Here is a 15,252-nt window from a genome sequence, read left to right as displayed (position 1 = left end):
CCGTCCTCTGCAGGGAGTCCTACGACACGTTGTCGTGGTACGACGCGTTCTTCGTCTCCTTGGAGAGCAGGAGTGCGATCAGCGTCAGCACCGCCGCGGCGCTGAGGTAGAGGCCGACCAGCACGGTGCTGCCGCCCGCCGCCCTCCAGAGCGCGACCGCGATGATCGGCGCGAGGGCGGCTCCGAGGATCGATGCGAGGTTGTACGCCATCGCCGAGCCGGTGTACCGGACGTTGGTCGGGAACAGCTCGGGGAGGACGGCGCCCATCGGGCCGAAGGTCAGGCCCATCAGCGTGAAGCCGAGGATCAGGACCGCCATGACGCCCGCGAAGCCGGCGCTGAACAGGGGCACGAAGAGCAGGCCGAACACGAGGATCGCCGCGGTCACCACGAGCAGCGTCCGCCGGCGGCCGAAGCGCTCCGCGAGCGGGCCGGAGACGAGCGTGAAGATCCCGAAGAACACCACGCCGACGATCAGCATGACGAGGAAGTCGTTGCGCGTGTAGCCGAGGCCCGGAACCGCGCCGTCGACGGGTGAGGTGCCGTAGGTCAGCGTGAACGTGGTCATCAGGTAGAAGAGCACGTAGGTCGCCAGCATGATGAAGGTGCCCAGGATGAGCGGGCGCCAGCTGGTGACGAAGACGCGGGCGAGGGGCAGCTTGGCGACCTCGCCCTTCTCGACGACCTTCTGGAACGCGGGCGTCTCGACGAGCTTGAACCGCACGTAGAGCCCGATGATCACGAGCACGGCGCTCGCCAGGAACGGCACGCGCCAGCCCCAGGCCGCGAACGTCTCGTCGCTCATCGTGCTCGCGAGCACCAGGAACAGGACGTTGGCGACGATGAAGCCGATCGGTGCGCCCAGCTGCGGGAAGGTGCCGTAGATGGCGCGCTTGCCGGCCGGTGCGTTCTCGGTCGCGAGCAGCGCGGCTCCGGACCACTCGCCGCCGAGGCCGAGGCCCTGGCAGAAGCGCATCACCACGAGCAGGAACGGAGCGAGGAACTCCCAGCCGGGCGTGAGCGCGGTGGGCAGGCAGCCGATCAGGAAGGTCGCGACGCCCATGGTGAGCAGTGAGGCGACGAGGGTGCCCTTGCGGCCGACGCGGTCGCCGAAGTGGCCGAAGATGATCGACCCGATCGGGCGCGCGATGAACGCGACGCCGAAGACGGCGAAGGAGGCGAGGAGGGCCGTGGCCGGGTCCTCGTTGACGAAGAAGAGCGACGGGAAGACCAGGACGGCGGCGGTCGCGTAGGCGTAGAAGTCGTAGAACTCGATCGACGTGCCGATGAGGCTGGCGAGGATGACGCGGCCGCGGGAGTTCTGCGGGGCGGCTGCTGGCGCGTCGGAGACGGCGGGAGAAGACATGAGGGAGGGGCTCCGTGTGGACGGCGGCTCCCCCCGAGCCGGCGCGGCGGGGCGTCGATCGGGCGTCGCGGGCCGCTGAGGCGAGGGGGAGGAGAGAGGGTCGCTCGTGACGACCCGACCACTTTACTCCGTGTTCTCCCAGGTTCGTGTGCGGGCGGCCCCAGGACGGGGGCCGCCCGCAGTGCTTCAGCTGCGGAGCGAGCGGAGGAGCAGAGCGGTCGAGACCGCCGCCTCGGCCGCCTCGCGCCCCTTGTCCTCCTTCGAGCCGGGAAGGCCCGCGCGATCGATGCCCTGCTGCTCGGTGTCGAGGGTGAGCACGCCGAAGCCGACCGGCTTGCCCGTCAGGATCGAGACGGTGGTGAGCCCGGAGGTGGCGGCGTCCGAGACGTACTCGAAGTGCGGGGTGCCGCCGCGGATGATCACGCCGAGGGCGACGACCGCGTCGGCCCCCGCCTCCAGGGCCGCCTTCGAGGCGACGGGCAGCTCGAACGAGCCGGGCACGCGCACGAGCGACCAGGACGCTCCGGCCTCGTCGAGGGCTCGGCCCGCTCCGGCGATCAGGCCGTCGCTGATCTGCTCGTGCCAGGTGCCCGCGATGACGACGACGCGCAGTCCCGAGCCGTCGAGAGGGGAGGTGGTGGGGGCGCCGCTACCGGCCATTGCTACTCCTTCGTGGTGGCGCCGGCGATCCCGGCGTCGAGGGCGAGGCCGGAGATCCCGGCGTCGAGGGGGTCGTGGTCGAGGACGCTGTCGAGGGTGTGGCCCATGCGGTCGCGCTTGGTCTCGAGGTAGCCCTCGTTGAAGGCGCCGACTCCGACGACGAGCGGCACGCGCTCGGCGACGACGATGCCGCGGTCGGTGAGCTGGCGGACCTTCTCGGGGTTGTTGGTGAGCAGGCGCACCTCGGTGAGGCCGAGGTCCTCGAGGATCCCGACCGCCGCTCCGTAGTCCCGCGCGTCGGCGGGGAGCCCGAGGGCGAGGTTCGCGTCGAGGGTGTCGAGGCCGTCCTCCTGCAGGCGGTAGGCGCGCAGCTTGTTGATCAGGCCGATGCCCCGGCCCTCGTGACCGCGGAGGTAGACGACGACGCCGCCGTCTCGCTGGATCGTGTCGAGGGCGGCGTCGAGCTGGGGCCCGCACTCGCACTTCAGCGAGCCGAACGCCTCGCCGGTCAGGCACTCGGAGTGCACGCGCACCAGGGCGGGCCGCCCCGCGGCGACCTCTCCCGCGAGGATCGCGACGTGATCCGCTCCGGTCTGCCGGTCGCGGTAGGCGCGGATGCGGAACGGGCCGTGGGTGGTCGGCACCGTGGTCTCGACCTCGAAGCTCACCCGGGCGCTCTCCGGGACCGCGACCGTGACGGGCACCTCCGCGTCGCAGTGGAACTCCTGCAGGTACGCGATGAGGGCCGCGACCGTGGTCACCGGCACGCCCTCGCGCTCGCCCAAGGCGATCAGGCCGGGCAGCCGCATCATCTCGCCGTCCTCGGCGACGATCTCGGAGATCGCGCCCACGGGGTACAGGCCGGCGAGCTTCATCAGGTCGACGGCCGCCTCCGTGTGCCCGTCGCGCTCGCGCACGCCGCCGTCGACGGCGCGCAGCGGCAGGATGTGGCCGGGGCGGTTCAGGCGGGAGGGGGTCGCCTCGGGGTCGGCCAGCACGCGGAGGGTGTGCGCGCGGTCGGAGGCGCTGATGCCGGTGGAGAGCCGGTCGGCCGCGTCGACGGAGAGCGTGTAGGCGGTGCCGCGCGGGTCCTCGTTCTCGACCACCATCAGCGGCAGGGCGAGGCGGTCGGCGATCTCGTTGGTCATCGGCGCGCAGATGAACCCGGAGGAGTGGCGGACCATCCAGGCGATCGTCTCCTGGCTGGCGAGCTGGGCCGAGACGATGACGTCGCCCTCGTTCTCGCGGCCCTCGTCGTCCGCGACGATGATCGGGCGCCCGGCGCGCAGTGCCTCGACGGCCTCGGGGATGGTGGCGAGGCTCATGAGCGGGCCTCCGCGATCGAGCGCAGCGCGAGCATCCGCTCGACGTGGCGGGCCAGGACGTCGGTCTCGATGTTGACCTGATCGCCGATCGCGCGCGCGCCCAGCGTGGTGACGGCGAGCGTCTCGGGGATCAGCGAGACCTCGAACCACTGCTCCGGCTCGGCGGCGGGGCTGATCGCCGAGACGGTCAGCGAGACGCCGTCCACCGCGATCGAGCCCTTGTCGACGACGAGCGGAGCGATGCCGGTCGGCAGCGAGAACCGCAGCACCCGCCAGGCCTCGCCAGGTGCGATGGCGAGCAGCGTCGCCGTGCCGTCGATGTGGCCCTGGACGATGTGGCCGCCGAGCCGGTCGCCGACCAGCGCGGCGCGCTCGAGGTTCACGGGGTCGCCGACGCCCACGCCGTCGAGGGTCGACATCCGCAGGGTCTGCGCCATGACGTCGGCGGTGAAGCCCTGGTCGGTGTGCTCGACGACGGTGAGGCAGACGCCCGAGACCGCGATCGAATCGCCGTGCCGCACGCCCTCGACGGCGAGCGGCCCGCGGATGCTGAGGCGGATCGCGTCGGCGCCCGCCTCGACGGCGGTCACGACGCCCTTCTCCTCGATGATTCCGGTGAACATCAGTGGGTCTCCATCTGCAGGGCGTGGGGGAGGCGGGCCGGGGTGCCGGCACCGCCCGCGGGGAGGACGTCGGGGCGCGCGGTCACGAGGAGGTCGTCGCCGAGGATCTCGACCGAGCGGAGGGAGAGGCGCCGGGCCCCGCCGATGCTCTCCACGCCGAGGTCGCCGAGCGCGAGGCGGGGGCCGCCGAGGAGCGCGGGCGCGAGGAACACGAGGTACTCGTCGACCAGTCCGGCGGCGACGAGCGCGGAGGCGAGGGTCGGTCCGGCCTCGACGTAGACGCTGCGGATCTCGGCGGAGTAGAGGTGCGCGAGGACCGCGGCGAGGTCGCGGGTGCGCTCGACCACGACGGCGCGGGGGTGCTCGTGCAGGCGGGCGCCCGGCGGCACAGGGCGCGTGCCGACGACGACGGGCACCGGCTGGTGGGCGAGGAGCTCGCCTCCGTCGCCGCGGGCGGTGAGCGCGGGATCGTCGGCGAGGACGGTCCCGGTGCCGACGAGGATCGCGTCGTGCGCGGCACGCTGCTCGTGCACGCGCTGACGGGACGCCGCTCCGGTGATCCAGCGGCTGCTGCCGTCCGCCGCCGCGGTGCGGCCGTCGAGGGTCGAGGCCCACTTGAGCGTGACGAAGGGGCGGTGCAGGCGGGTCGCGGTGAGCCACGGGTGGAGGAACTGCTCTCCCTCCTCGGCGAGCACGCCCTCGATCACCTCGACGCCGGCCTCGCGGAGGGTGCGACCGCCGCCGGCCGAGCGCTCGCCCGGGTCCGGCACGGCGTAGACGACGCGGGAGACGCCCGCCTCGATCAGGGCGCGGCTGCAGGGGCCCGTGCGCCCGGTGTGGTCGCACGGCTCGAGCGAGACGACGGCCGTCGCTCCCTCGGCGGCGCCCGGCGCGACGTGCGACAGGGCGTCGACCTCGGCGTGCGCGGTGCCGGCTCCGTGGTGCCAGCCCTCGCCGAGGACGGTGCCGTCGGGCGCGAGGATCACGCAGCCCACGCGCGGGTTGGGTCCGCGGGCGGGCCCGCGCTCGGCGAGCGCCAGCGCCCGGCGCATCGCGTGCTCGTAGTCGATCGTCATTCCCGGTTCTTCCGTTCGTCGCCGAACTCCGGGGTCTCGATCGACGGTGCGCGGGCACCGTCGCTCAGCATCGCGCGGTGATGCGCGACGCTCGTGCTGCCTCTCCTCCGGACTTTCACCGTCGGTCCTGGAGTTCCACCAGGTCAACCGCCGCCCCTCTCGAGGGGCTGCGGCTCGCGGACTGTGACCGCCGGTTCGGAATTCCCACCGACCCCGGAGCACGTGCTGTCCGGTCAGCCTACCCACCCGCCGCCCGGCGGGAGCCTCCGCGCGTCACACTCCCGGCGCACGGTCGGCTGGCGCGGGAGCGGGCGGCGCTCGGACGCAGGGGCCGGGTCGCGCTCGTCGAGTCCAGCGCCTCGGAGGACGCCCGGCTCAGCGCCGGTGCTCGTCCACCCAGCGCGGGAAGGGGTCCGCGTACTCCGCCCAGGCGGCGGGGCCGGCCAGCAGCTCCTCGGGGGTGAGCAGGCAGCTCTGCAGGACGGCGGTCAGTCTCCCGGTGTCCAGGCCCGTCCCGAAGAAGGCGAGCTCCTGGCCGAGAGGCGCGTCCTCGTCCCAGCTGAGCAGGCTGGTCGGGTCCAGCGTCAGCACGTCGCCGGCGACCGACCACGAGCCGACCCGGTCGGCGCGCGTCGCCAGGCGCACCAGGCCGCGGGAGCGGAGGATGCGGCCCACCTTCTCCGCCACCAGCTCCCCGTGGACCGCCGTGCTCAGGCGGCCGGGGTGGAAGGGCAGCGGATCGCGGAACACGAACTCCTCGACGGTCGTGCCCGAGGCGCGGCGCCGCGGGGTCCCGTTGAGGGCGCACTGCCAGCCCATCGAGGAGGCGATCGCGTGCGCGCGCCGGGGGTGGAGCCTCCGGGGCGCCGCCGGGAGCTCACCGGCGGGGAGGAGATCGGCGGTGGGGGCGAGTGCTCGCAGGAGGTCGCGGACGAGTGCGGTCCGCTCGGGGTCGCTCTCGGAGAGGGGCTCGGCGAGGGCGATGAGGCTCGAGAACTCCAGGCGGGCGGCGAGGCGCTCCGCCGAGTCGAAGGAGGGGCCCGCGCCGCCGCAGAGCACGCGCAGGATCTCCTCCGTCGACGTCACGGCGACCACGTCGAGGATCGCGATGCGGGTGTCGGCGGGATGCCGCTGCGCGCAGAGGTGCTCGAGCACGAGTCCGATCTCGAGCGGGTCGGCCTGGCCGTCGAGGGCGACGACCGTGTGACCGCGGTGGCCGTCGTCGGCGTCGGCCGCGAGGCGCCGGTGGAGCTCCTCGGCGAGAGCGGGACCGTCGGCGCCGGGCGGATCGACCTCGAAGGCGATCCGGGACTCGGGCCTGCCGGCGAGGAGTGCGGCGGTCCGCCCGGCGTCCCGCGGGTCGGTCGCGCTGACGAGGGTGACGGCGAGGACGGCGGGTGCGGGGTGGTGGGGCTCCATGGACCGCTACTCTATCGATAACAGTTCTCATTAACGACAGGAGCATCCGTGAAGGTCCGCAACTCCCTCAGGTCGATGAAGGCGCAGCCCGGCTCGCAGGTGGTCCGCCGCCGCGGCCGCGTCTTCGTGATCAACAAGCTGAACCCGCGCTTCAAGGCACGTCAGGGCTGAGTGCCGACGGGAGGGTGCGAGCCCTCCCGTCGCGCACGGCCTCAGTGCTCGTCGTAGTGGCCGGCGTGAGCGGCGTGCTTGTGGCCGCCGTGGACGAAGTCGACGTGGTCGTCGTGCTGCACGGTCTCGTGGCCGCAGGCGTCGCCGTGCTCGTGGTCGGCGGTCGAGTGCTCGGCCTCCGACTCGTGCTCGTCGTAGTGGTCGCCGTGCAGGGCGTGGTGGTGCATGCCGTGGACGTAGTCGACGTGGTCCTCGTGCTGCACGGCCGGGTGGCCGCAGCCCTCGCCGTGCTCGTGCTCGGTGACGGGGTGCTCGGCGTGGAGATCGGTGGTGCTCATGGTGCTGCCTTTCCGGATGCGGGGGCCGCGGACGCGACGGGCTCCAGTCGACCAGATCCATAAACGCATTGCAATGGATGCGCCTAATCGAGAGCGATCATCGTTCCCGACAGGGACGGAGGTCACCCCTCCTGGGCGTGCCGGACAGCGTCGTCGACGATGTGCGTGACGTGGGTGTCGGCGACGGAGTAGTGCGCCTCGCGGCCCACGCGCTCGACCGCGACCAGCCCGGCGGTGCGGAGCATCCGCAGGTGCTGCGAGACCAGCGGCTGCGAGAGCCCGGTCACCTCGGCCAGCCGCCCGACCGTCGACGTCTCCTCGGCGAGGGCCCGGAGCAGGCGCAGCCGGGAGGAGGAGGACAGCACCTTGAAGAGCTCGGCGGCGGGTTCGAGGTCCTCGGTCATCTGCTCATGTAAGCAGAGGTGCATGCGCCGTGTCCGCGCGGCGCCCCGCGCGCCTCCGGCTACCCTCGGTGCGATGGACGAGGACAGGTACGGGCAGGACGTGCTCGCCGGCGACTGGCGCGCTCGCGGCAGGGTCGAGGTGGCGGTGGTCGAGGCCGAGCGCGATCTGGTGGTCGAGGAGGTCGCCTCCGGCTTCGTGGGCGCCGTGCTCGGCGTGGAGCTGCGGATGGTGCGGCTGGAGGACCGGTTCGGCAAGGTCCGCGTGTTCCCGCTGGGGCCCGGGTTCCTCCTCGAGGGCAAGCCCGTGTCGCTCAAGGCGCCCGGGCTGAAGCGCGACGCCGGCCTCGGTCGCGCGCGCTCCGCCTCCGGCTCCTTCCACGTCGCCGACGCGAAGGCGCGGGTCGCCCTGCCCAGCCGCATCTACGTCGAGGGCCGGCACGACGCCGAGCTGGTCGAGAAGGTCTGGGGCCACGACCTGCGGGTCGAGGGCGTCGTCGTCGAGTACATCGAGGGCGTCGACAACCTCGACGAGCTGGTGCGCGAGTTCCGGCCCGGTCCGGGGCGCCGCATCGGCGTGCTCGTCGACCACCTGGTGCGCGGCTCGAAGGAGTCGCGGATCGCCGACCAGGTCGCCGCCGGTCCGCACGGCGCCCACGTCCTCGTCGTCGGCCACCCCTACATCGACGTCTGGCAGGCCGTGAAGCCCGGCCGGATCGGCCTGGAGCGCTGGCCCGAGATCCCGCGCGGCACCGAGTGGAAGCACGGGATCTGCGAGGCGCTCGGCTGGCCGCACGAGGAGCAGGCCGACATCGCGCGCGCCTGGCAGCGCATCCTCGGCCGGGTGCGCACCTTCCAGGACCTGGAGCCGGCGCTGCTGGGCCGGGTCGAGCAGCTCATCGACTTCGTGACGGAGCCCGCATGACCCGGCACGCGGGGCTCGGCCTCGCCCTCGACGCCGTGCTCGTCCTGGTCTTCGTGCTGATCGGCCGCGGGAGCCACGACGAGGGGTCGGCGCTGATCGGCCTGCTCACCACGCTCTGGCCGTTCCTGGCGGCGCTCCTGCTCGGCTGGGTCGTCACGCGCTCGTGGCGCTCCCCGGACCGGATCGTGCCCGCCGGGCTCGTCGTCTGGGCGGTGACCGTCGCGGGCGGGATGCTCCTGCGGATCGCCTCCGGGCAGGGCGTGCAGTGGAGCTTCGTGATCGTGACGGCCGTCGTGCTGGCCGTGTTCCTCCTCGGCCGCCGCGCTCTGACGCGGCTGATCGCCCGCCGGCGCTAGGCGGACCGCCGGCTCAGCCCACCCGCACCCCGAAGTGCTCCGCGAACAGCGGCAGCAGCAGGCTGAGCTGCAGCTCGGAGAGGGTGGCGCCGCGGAGGCCGTCCAGCCCGGTGAGCACGTGCAGCTCGGCGCCGCGCAGATCGAGGTGCTCGATCCGGGCCCGGGAGAGATCGAGGGAGCGGACGTCGCAGTCGACCAGGCGCAGCCGCGTGCCGGTCGCACCCGCCAGGTCGAGCTCGTCGATCGTGCAGCGCTCGAGCAGCACGTCGCGCACCGCGGCGCCGCGGAGGTTCAGGTAGCCGAGCTTGCAGTCGGCCACGCGCACCTGCTCCCAGGTGCTCTCGTAGAGCTCGGCCGAGCCCAGCCGCGAGGCGAGCAGCTCGACGGATCGGAGCCGGCTCCGCGGCGCCGAGAGCCTGGGGACGTCCAGCCGCTCGAGCCGCGACTCCGCGATCGACGCGGCCCGCAGCTGGGCGCCGTCCAGGACCACTCCCTCCAGCGCGCACTCGCTGAAGGAGGCCGCGGTGAGATCGGCGCCGGTGAGGTCGGTGCCGGCGAAGCGCAGCCCTTCGGCGTGCTCCCGGGCGCCCGTGTCCCCGGCGTACCCCTCGGCGAGGCCGTCGAGGAGGAGGGGGTCGAGCCGGGGAGGAGCGGTCGCGTCGCGCACGCGGCGAGCCTAGTGCTGGCACCATGGCGGCATGCCCCGCCTACTCGCCGTGTGCCGCGTCGCCCGCCTCCTGCCCGACTCCGGCACGGTCGGCGTGACCGCGATCGACAAGCGGCCGGTCGAGGGTCCCGTCGGCGTGCGCGACCTGGGCCTCTACGGCGATGTGCAGGCCGATCGCGCGCACCACGGCGGCCTCGACAAGGCGCTCTACGCCTACTCCGACGAGGACGCGCTCTGGTGGGCGGAGCGCCTGGGGCGGCCGGTGGCCGCGGGGATGTTCGGCGAGAACCTGCGGATCGCGGGCCTCGACGTGAGCGGAGCCGTGATCGGCGAGCGCTGGCGGATCGGCGAGGCGGTCGAGGTCGAGGTGACGATGCCGCGGACGCCGTGCGCGACGTTCCAGCGGGCCCTCGGAGAGCCGCAGTGGGTGAAGCGCTTCGCCGACGAGGGGCGCACCGGCGCGTACCTGCGGGTGCTGCACCGCGGATCGGTGGAGGCGGGCGACGCCGTCGAGGTCCTGAGCCGGCCCGGGCACGGCGTCCCGGTCGACCGCTGGTACCGCGAGCACAGCCCGGCGGACGCGCAGGCGCTCCTCGAGGCGGAGGAGGCGGGCGCGCTCCGGCCGGCTCCGGCGCTGCGGGCGTCGATCGAGCGGGCGCTCGCCTGACCCGGTCTACTCCCCGCGCGCCTCGCGCTTGAGGCGGCGCTTGACCGCTCGCTCCGTGAGCACCGTCAGGTAGTCCTGCACGGGCCGGTCCTGCAGGTCCGCGAGCTCCTCGCGCACGAGCGGCGCGACCTGCTCCTCGGAGTGGTCGGGGAACTTCTTGCGCACGTTCGCGGTCACGTCGCGCACCACCTGGTCGAGATCGAAGTCGGTCGTCATGCGGAGATCCTGGCCCCTCCAGGTGAACAGGAGGGGCACGGGGCCCACGGCCCCGCGCCCCTCCTCCGTGCCGATGGTCAGCTCGCGGCGACGGCGATCTCGTTCGGCGTGACGTCGAGCTCGCCCGTGGCGACGACCTCTCCCGTGGCGAGGTCGACGGCGTGGATGCTGTCGGCGGCCGGGTCGGTCACGTAGGCGATGTCCCCGGCGACCGTGATCGCGGGGTGCGGGTCCTGCCACTCGACCGGGCTCTCCCAGGCGTCGACGACGGGGTAGGAGGCGGTCAGCTCGCCGGTCTCGGGGTCGAGCACGTGGATCGCGCCGTCCGAGGCGATCATGTACGCCAGGTCGTCGGGGCCGCGGGCGACGCCGCGGAAGGTGTACTCGACGCCCTCGGGCAGGTCGACGACGTCGAGGGTCTTCGCCTCGGTGTCGATCAGCGCCACGCGGTGCAGGAGGTAGCCCTCGGCGTCGCGGTCGTCCTTGTAGTCGCCGACGATGATCGGGCTGGTCTCGCTGACCCAGGCGTTGCCCATGCGGCCGTACGGCTGGTCCGGTGCCTCGAGCTTCGTGATCTCGCCGCCGTCGTAGACCAGGGCGCCGTTCTCGCAGCCGAAGACGACGACCTCGTTCTCGGCCGTGCCCTCTCCGTGGACACCGGGGCACTGGTCGTTCGTGGCCGTCACGGCTCCGGAGGCGTCGCGCACCTCGATGCCGGTGCGCCCGTCGGCGTCACCGACCGTGGTGAGGAAGGTGCCGTCCTCGAGGACGATCGAGACGCCGTGGTGCGCCTCGACTCCCGGGATGGTCTCGGTCTCGGGCATCCCGTCCGAGGACGCCAGGTCGGCGGTCTCGAGGACGGTCGTGTCGCTCGTGCCGTCGGCGTAGAGGACGGTCTTCCCGGCGTGCCGGACGACGTGGCCCGGAGTGTCCGCGGGGAAGACGATGTCCGTCAGCTCCGGCTCGCCGCCGGTCCCGGCGGCGGTGTCGAGGAGCTGGAACCCCTCGCTCATGGTGACCAGGACGTGGCGGTCGTCGCCGGCGGGGTTGAGGCGGGTGAACTCCTCGGAGTCCATGTCCGCGACGGTCTCGAGGGTCTCGCCGTCGAGGACGAGGATGCCGCCCTCGTAGGCGACGGCGACGCGGGCGCCGTCGGCCGCCGCGGCCTCGGTGGCCGGTGCGGTGGACGCCGAGGACTCGGCGGCCGGGGTCGAGCTCGACGAGCAGGCCGCGAGGACCGTGATCGAGCAGGCGGCGATCAGGCCGAGGCCCGCCCGCCGGACGTGGGGATTCTGCATGGGTGCTTCTTCTTCCTGGTGGTGGATCGGAGGGCTCACGGGGAGAGCCCGGTGGCGATGCGCTGCGTGTTGACGCGCATCATGGCGAGGTAGTCGGGAGCGCCGCCCTCGGGCCCCGTCAGGGACTCCGTGAACAGTTCGACCACCTCCACGCGGATGTCGGCCTCGCTCGCGAGCGCCTGGACCAGGCGGTCGGGAGACGAGGACTCCGCGAAGATCGTGGGGACGCCGGTCTGCTCGACCGCGTCGACGAGATCGGCGAGGTCGGAGGCGGACGGCGCCGCGAGGGTCGTGCCTCCGGGGATGACGGCGCCGACGACGTCGAAGTCGAAGCGGTCGGCGAGGTACCCGAAGACGTGGTGGTTGGTGACGAGGGCGCGGCGCTCGGCCGGGATCGCGGCGAACGCCGCGGCCATCTCGGAGTCGAGCCGCTCGAGCTCGGCGCGGTAGCCGGCCGTCCGGTCCCGGACGGCGGCCGGATCGACGCCGTCGAGCGCGGCGAGCACGGGCCCGAGGGAGTCGACGACGTCGATCATCCGGCCGGGGTCCGTCCAGAAGTGCGAGTCCGGGCTCCCCTCCGCGTCGCCCTCGCTGTGGTCGAGGACGTCGACGGCGTCGCCGGCGACGAACGCGGGGACGTCCTCACCGGAGGCCTCGTCGAGGTGCTGCTGCAGGCCCTCCTCGAGTCCGAGCCCGTTCGAGACGACGAGGTCGGCGGAGCGCAGGCGCGCCGCCTCCTGCGCCGAGATCTCGAAGGAGTGCGGGTCGGCGTCGGGCTTCATCAGCGTGACGACCTGCGCCTCGTCGCCGACGAGCTCGCCCACGACGTCGCCGAGGACGTTGGTGGAGACGATGACGAGGGGCCTCTCGTCCTCCTCCGCGGACGTGCAGCCAGACAGGAGCAGGACCGCCGCGGCGGACGCGAGGGCCCAGCCGCGCCTCATCGGCCCGTCTCCGCCGTGAAGGCCGGCTCGGTGGCGGTCTCGAAGGTGCGGGCGAGGCGCGCGCCGTCCGCGTAGTCGATCTCGTGCAGCTTCCGCTCGGTGGGCGCGCTGAGGTAGGCCCGCTGCTGGTCGGCGATCAGGACGGGCCGCGAGCCGTCCGCGGTCGTGTCCGCGACGAGGGGCGCGGTCTCGGCGAGGACCGCACCGTCGGAGCCGTCGAGCACCAGCACGCGGCCGTCGGCGGCGAGGGCGAGGACGGTCTCGTCCGCGTCGTCCACCGCGGTGACCTGCGCCAGCGGGGCGGGAGAGGAGAGGAGGCTCCAGGAGCGCTCCCGGGTGTCGAGGAGCCAGATGCCCGCGTCCCCGGCGAGGCCGGCGACCGTGGGGCGGCCCTCACGGTTGTCGAAGGAGGCGGCGGGTGGCGCGGTGGTGCCGGCGGGGTAGGGGATCCGCTCGACGATGAGCTCCTCGTCCTCGATCGACGCCAGGAGTGCGCCGTCGGAGCAGCCGATGACGGCGCCGACGCGGGTGGTGATCGTCCCGGCGGGGTCGGGGCAGGCCTCGCGGAGGCCCGTCGGCTCGCCGTCCGAGTCGTAGCCGGCGACGGCCGCTCCGGATCCGGACCCCTCGGTCACCAGTGCGGACGAGCCGACGGGCACGACCATCCCGGGTCCGGGCTCGACGTCCTTCCGGAACCGCTCGACGATCGCCCCCTTCGACAGCGCCTCGGTGTCGAGGAGGACCGCCTCGCCGGTGTCGGGGAAGAAGAGTCCGGTTCCGCCGGTGGTCGAGAGGTTCGTCGTGGCGACGACGGCCGTCCCGGAGCCCGCGACCGTGCCGATCAGGCGGGGGTCCGCGCGGTAGTAGTGGAAGTGGTCCACGTGGTCCCAGGTCCACACGCCGCTGTCGACGATCTCGACGCCCGCATCGGTCTGGGCGAAGAGGTAGCGGCCGTCGGTCGTCATCGCGCTCGGTGCGCCGATGGTGCCGAGGCCGGTGACCGTCTCGTCGAGGAGGTCGAGGTGCGACACGGCGCCCGACGGGTCGATCGTCGTCAGCCCCAGGCGCGGCTCGGCGAGCTCGGCGGCGTTCGCGACGGCGCCGTGGCCGGAGCCCGTGTCGTCCGCGGCCGGCGCGGAGGCATCGGTCGAGCAGGCGGCCAGGCCCAGCGCGAGGGCGCCCAGGAGGACGGTGGAGGCGGTGGTTCGGGAGTGCACGGAGTCCTTTCGAGGGTGAGCGGGGGAGGAGCGGTGCCGGCAGGGCCTCATGCGGCGACCGGCTGAGGGCCCGACCGGGACGCGAGGGCCGACGCGGCCGAGCGGACCGCCCAGGACACCGCGGCGACCGCGACGGCCGTGCCGGCGACCGAGGCGCCCGCGGCCGTGGCCGCGTGCCAGGAGACGAGCAGGCCGACGAGCACGGAGGCCGCGCCGAGGATCGACGCGAGCAGCATCCGGGTCGGGATGCGCGTGGTCCAGTGACCGGCGGCCACCGCGGGAGCCAGCAGGAGCCCGACGACGAGGAGCGAGCCGACCGCCTGGTAGGAGGCGACGACGGCGAGGGTCACCAGACCGACCAGCGCGGCCTGAGCCGAGCGCGGACCGAGGCCGAGCACCGCGGCGATGCGCGGATCCAGCGCCAGGGCGACGAGCGGGCGGTGGAAGGCCGCTGCGACGAGGAGGCCGACTCCGGCGGCGGCGGCGAGCAGCCCGATGTCGACGGGGGTGATCGCGAGGATGTCGCCGAAGAGGATCGAGGTCGCGTCCGTGGCGAAGCTGCCCGAGTGCGAGATCGCGATGACCCCCAGCGCCAGCATGGCGACGAAGAGCAGGCCGATGCTGGTGTCGTAGGACAGTCGTCCGCGCCGCTGAAGGGCCGCGATGCCGAGGCTCATCAGCACCGCGCTGGCTGCGCCGCCCACGAGGACGGGCGCGCCGAGCACCGTCGCGAGGGCGACGCCGGGGAGCATCCCGTGGGCGAGCGCCTCGCCGAGGAAGGCCATCCCGCGGATGACCACCCAGGTGCCGACGACGCCGCAGAGGACCGCGACGAGGAGGCCGCCGAGGAGGGCGCGCTGGAGGAAGTCGAGAGCGAACGGCTCGAGGATTCCGGCGAGGAGGCTGGGCATGGTGCCCGACCGTACACGATAATGAGAACAGTTATCATTCCTGTACGCTCGTCGGGATGGACGTCTCACCCCTGCCCGAGCCCCCGGTCCGCCTCCGAGGCGCTCACGTCGACTTCGGCTCCCGCCGCGCTCTCGCGGGGGTCGATCTCGACGTCGCCGCGCGCTCGCTGACCGTGATCGCCGGGCCGAACGGCGCCGGCAAGTCCACGCTTCTGGAGGTGATCGCGGGAGTGCGTCCACTGACGTCCGGCACGCGGGACGTCACCGGAGCGATCGCCTTCGTGCCGCAGCGGGCGTCGATCCCGGACCGCCTCCCGGTGACGGTGCGCGACGTGGTCGCGGTGGGCACCTGGGGTCGGCTCGGCCGCCTCCGCCGCAGCGACGCGCGCGCGGCGGACGCGATCGCCACCGCGCTCGAGCGGATGGAGATCGCCGCGCTCGCCCGGGAGCCCTTCGCGGTGCTCTCCGGCGGTCAGCGGCAGCGGGCGCTCCTCGCCCAGGGGCTCGCCCGCGGGGCCGGCCTGCTGCTCCTGGACGAGCCCACCACCGGCCTCGACTCGGCGAGCGCGGAGCGGATCCGGTCGGTCCTGCGCGCGGAGGCGGACCGCGGCGCGACCGTGGTCTGCGTCTCGCACGACCCCTCCGTGCTGGCCGATGCCGACCGCGTCGTCG

Annotated in this window: 19 protein-coding genes and 1 riboswitch; of the genes, 5 read left to right on the top strand and 14 right to left on the bottom strand. The window is 73.6% G+C overall.

Annotation, left to right across the window (positions count from 1 at the left end):
• Window positions 1–19: 19 nt before the first annotated feature.
• The 6 genes from C5C27_RS06695 to C5C27_RS06670 form a co-directional block, all read right to left on the bottom strand.
• The gene (locus C5C27_RS06695) at window positions 20–1,366 is read right to left on the bottom strand and encodes an MFS transporter (protein WP_104222221.1); all 1,347 of its coding nucleotides are present in this window, start codon (window positions 1,364–1,366) and stop codon (window positions 20–22) included.
• A gap of 186 nt (window positions 1,367–1,552) precedes the next feature.
• Window positions 1,553–2,026 carry a 6,7-dimethyl-8-ribityllumazine synthase gene (ribH, locus tag C5C27_RS06690; RefSeq protein ID WP_104237710.1) on the bottom strand — a complete coding sequence of 158 codons (474 nt, stop codon included), beginning with the start codon at window positions 2,024–2,026 and terminating at the stop codon, window positions 1,553–1,555.
• A 2-nt stretch (window positions 2,027–2,028) separates the two neighbouring features.
• The gene (gene ribA, locus C5C27_RS06685) at window positions 2,029–3,351 is read right to left on the bottom strand and encodes a GTP cyclohydrolase II (protein ID WP_104222225.1); all 1,323 of its coding nucleotides are present in this window, start codon (window positions 3,349–3,351) and stop codon (window positions 2,029–2,031) included.
• A complete protein-coding gene (locus C5C27_RS06680) occupies window positions 3,348–3,974 on the bottom strand; it encodes a riboflavin synthase (RefSeq protein ID WP_104260344.1) in 627 nt (208 codons plus the stop codon). Before C5C27_RS06680 ends, ribA begins: the two co-directional genes overlap by 4 nt.
• Complete coding sequence (gene ribD / locus C5C27_RS06675; RefSeq protein ID WP_258066531.1) at window positions 3,974–5,050, bottom strand: bifunctional diaminohydroxyphosphoribosylaminopyrimidine deaminase/5-amino-6-(5-phosphoribosylamino)uracil reductase RibD; 1,077 nt, start codon at window positions 5,048–5,050, stop codon at window positions 3,974–3,976. Before ribD ends, C5C27_RS06680 begins: the two co-directional genes overlap by 1 nt.
• Window positions 5,051–5,141: 91 nt before the next feature.
• Window positions 5,142–5,274: riboswitch (FMN riboswitch) on the bottom strand.
• A gap of 151 nt (window positions 5,275–5,425) precedes the next feature.
• Entirely contained in the window at window positions 5,426–6,469 is a 1,044-nt protein-coding gene (locus C5C27_RS06670) for a GTP-binding protein (protein ID WP_104313965.1), read from the bottom strand.
• Window positions 6,470–6,517: 48 nt separating this feature from the next.
• Here C5C27_RS06670 and ykgO point away from each other — a divergent pair, with 48 nt between their 5' ends.
• Window positions 6,518–6,640, top strand: coding sequence for a type B 50S ribosomal protein L36 (gene ykgO, locus C5C27_RS06665; RefSeq protein ID WP_104226896.1), 123 nt, complete (start codon window positions 6,518–6,520; stop codon window positions 6,638–6,640).
• A 41-nt stretch (window positions 6,641–6,681) separates the two neighbouring features.
• On the opposite strand, the gene C5C27_RS06660 is transcribed toward ykgO, so the two are convergent.
• Together C5C27_RS06660 and C5C27_RS06655 are read right to left on the bottom strand one after the other, a co-directional pair.
• Complete coding sequence (locus C5C27_RS06660; protein WP_104313964.1) at window positions 6,682–6,978, bottom strand: hypothetical protein; 297 nt, start codon at window positions 6,976–6,978, stop codon at window positions 6,682–6,684.
• Between the two features lie 122 nt (window positions 6,979–7,100).
• Window positions 7,101–7,382, bottom strand: a complete 282-nt coding sequence (locus C5C27_RS06655; protein WP_104237707.1) for a helix-turn-helix transcriptional regulator — start codon at window positions 7,380–7,382, stop codon at window positions 7,101–7,103.
• Between the two features lie 73 nt (window positions 7,383–7,455).
• On the opposite strand from C5C27_RS06655, the gene C5C27_RS06650 reads away from it, so the two are divergent.
• Together C5C27_RS06650 and C5C27_RS06645 are read left to right on the top strand one after the other, a co-directional pair.
• Entirely contained in the window at window positions 7,456–8,304 is an 849-nt protein-coding gene (locus tag C5C27_RS06650; RefSeq protein ID WP_104233716.1) for a DUF3097 domain-containing protein, read from the top strand.
• Window positions 8,301–8,660: a DUF3054 domain-containing protein gene (locus tag C5C27_RS06645; RefSeq protein WP_104233715.1), complete on the top strand. Its 360-nt coding sequence runs from the start codon at window positions 8,301–8,303 to the stop codon at window positions 8,658–8,660. Before C5C27_RS06650 ends, C5C27_RS06645 begins: the two co-directional genes overlap by 4 nt.
• Before the next feature lie 13 nt (window positions 8,661–8,673).
• Here C5C27_RS06645 and C5C27_RS06640 read toward each other — a convergent pair whose 3' ends face one another.
• Window positions 8,674–9,327 (bottom strand): pentapeptide repeat-containing protein, encoded by a 654-nt coding sequence (locus tag C5C27_RS06640; RefSeq protein WP_104313963.1) that lies wholly within the window; start codon window positions 9,325–9,327, stop codon window positions 8,674–8,676.
• 31 nt (window positions 9,328–9,358) lie between these two features.
• On the opposite strand from C5C27_RS06640, the gene C5C27_RS06635 reads away from it, so the two are divergent.
• Window positions 9,359–9,994: an MOSC domain-containing protein gene (locus C5C27_RS06635; RefSeq protein WP_104226901.1), complete on the top strand. Its 636-nt coding sequence runs from the start codon at window positions 9,359–9,361 to the stop codon at window positions 9,992–9,994.
• A gap of 6 nt (window positions 9,995–10,000) precedes the next feature.
• On the opposite strand, the gene C5C27_RS06630 is transcribed toward C5C27_RS06635, so the two are convergent.
• The 5 genes from C5C27_RS06630 to aztB form a co-directional block, all read right to left on the bottom strand.
• Window positions 10,001–10,210, bottom strand: a complete 210-nt coding sequence (locus tag C5C27_RS06630; RefSeq protein WP_104262881.1) for a three-helix bundle dimerization domain-containing protein — start codon at window positions 10,208–10,210, stop codon at window positions 10,001–10,003.
• Between the two features lie 77 nt (window positions 10,211–10,287).
• The gene (aztD, locus tag C5C27_RS06625; RefSeq protein ID WP_104313961.1) at window positions 10,288–11,508 is read right to left on the bottom strand and encodes a zinc metallochaperone AztD; all 1,221 of its coding nucleotides are present in this window, start codon (window positions 11,506–11,508) and stop codon (window positions 10,288–10,290) included.
• A gap of 35 nt (window positions 11,509–11,543) precedes the next feature.
• The gene (gene aztC, locus C5C27_RS06620) at window positions 11,544–12,452 is read right to left on the bottom strand and encodes a zinc ABC transporter substrate-binding protein AztC (protein ID WP_104313960.1); all 909 of its coding nucleotides are present in this window, start codon (window positions 12,450–12,452) and stop codon (window positions 11,544–11,546) included.
• The gene (locus tag C5C27_RS06615) at window positions 12,449–13,669 is read right to left on the bottom strand and encodes an ABC transporter (RefSeq protein WP_104313959.1); all 1,221 of its coding nucleotides are present in this window, start codon (window positions 13,667–13,669) and stop codon (window positions 12,449–12,451) included. The genes aztC and C5C27_RS06615 overlap by 4 nt, the downstream gene beginning before the upstream one ends.
• Window positions 13,670–13,716: 47 nt before the next feature.
• On the bottom strand, window positions 13,717–14,580 hold the full coding sequence (gene aztB / locus C5C27_RS06610) for a zinc ABC transporter permease AztB (RefSeq protein WP_104313958.1): 864 nt from the start codon (window positions 14,578–14,580) through the stop codon (window positions 13,717–13,719).
• Between the two features lie 56 nt (window positions 14,581–14,636).
• Here aztB and aztA point away from each other — a divergent pair.
• A partial coding sequence (gene aztA, locus C5C27_RS06605) for a zinc ABC transporter ATP-binding protein AztA (protein WP_104313957.1) occupies window positions 14,637–15,252 on the top strand: 616 nt, incomplete at its 3' end.

The organism is Rathayibacter sp. AY2B7 (genome assembly GCF_002931635.1).
Lineage (GTDB): Bacteria > Actinomycetota > Actinomycetes > Actinomycetales > Microbacteriaceae > Rathayibacter.
This window is presented reverse-complemented; position numbering and strand designations above follow the sequence as displayed.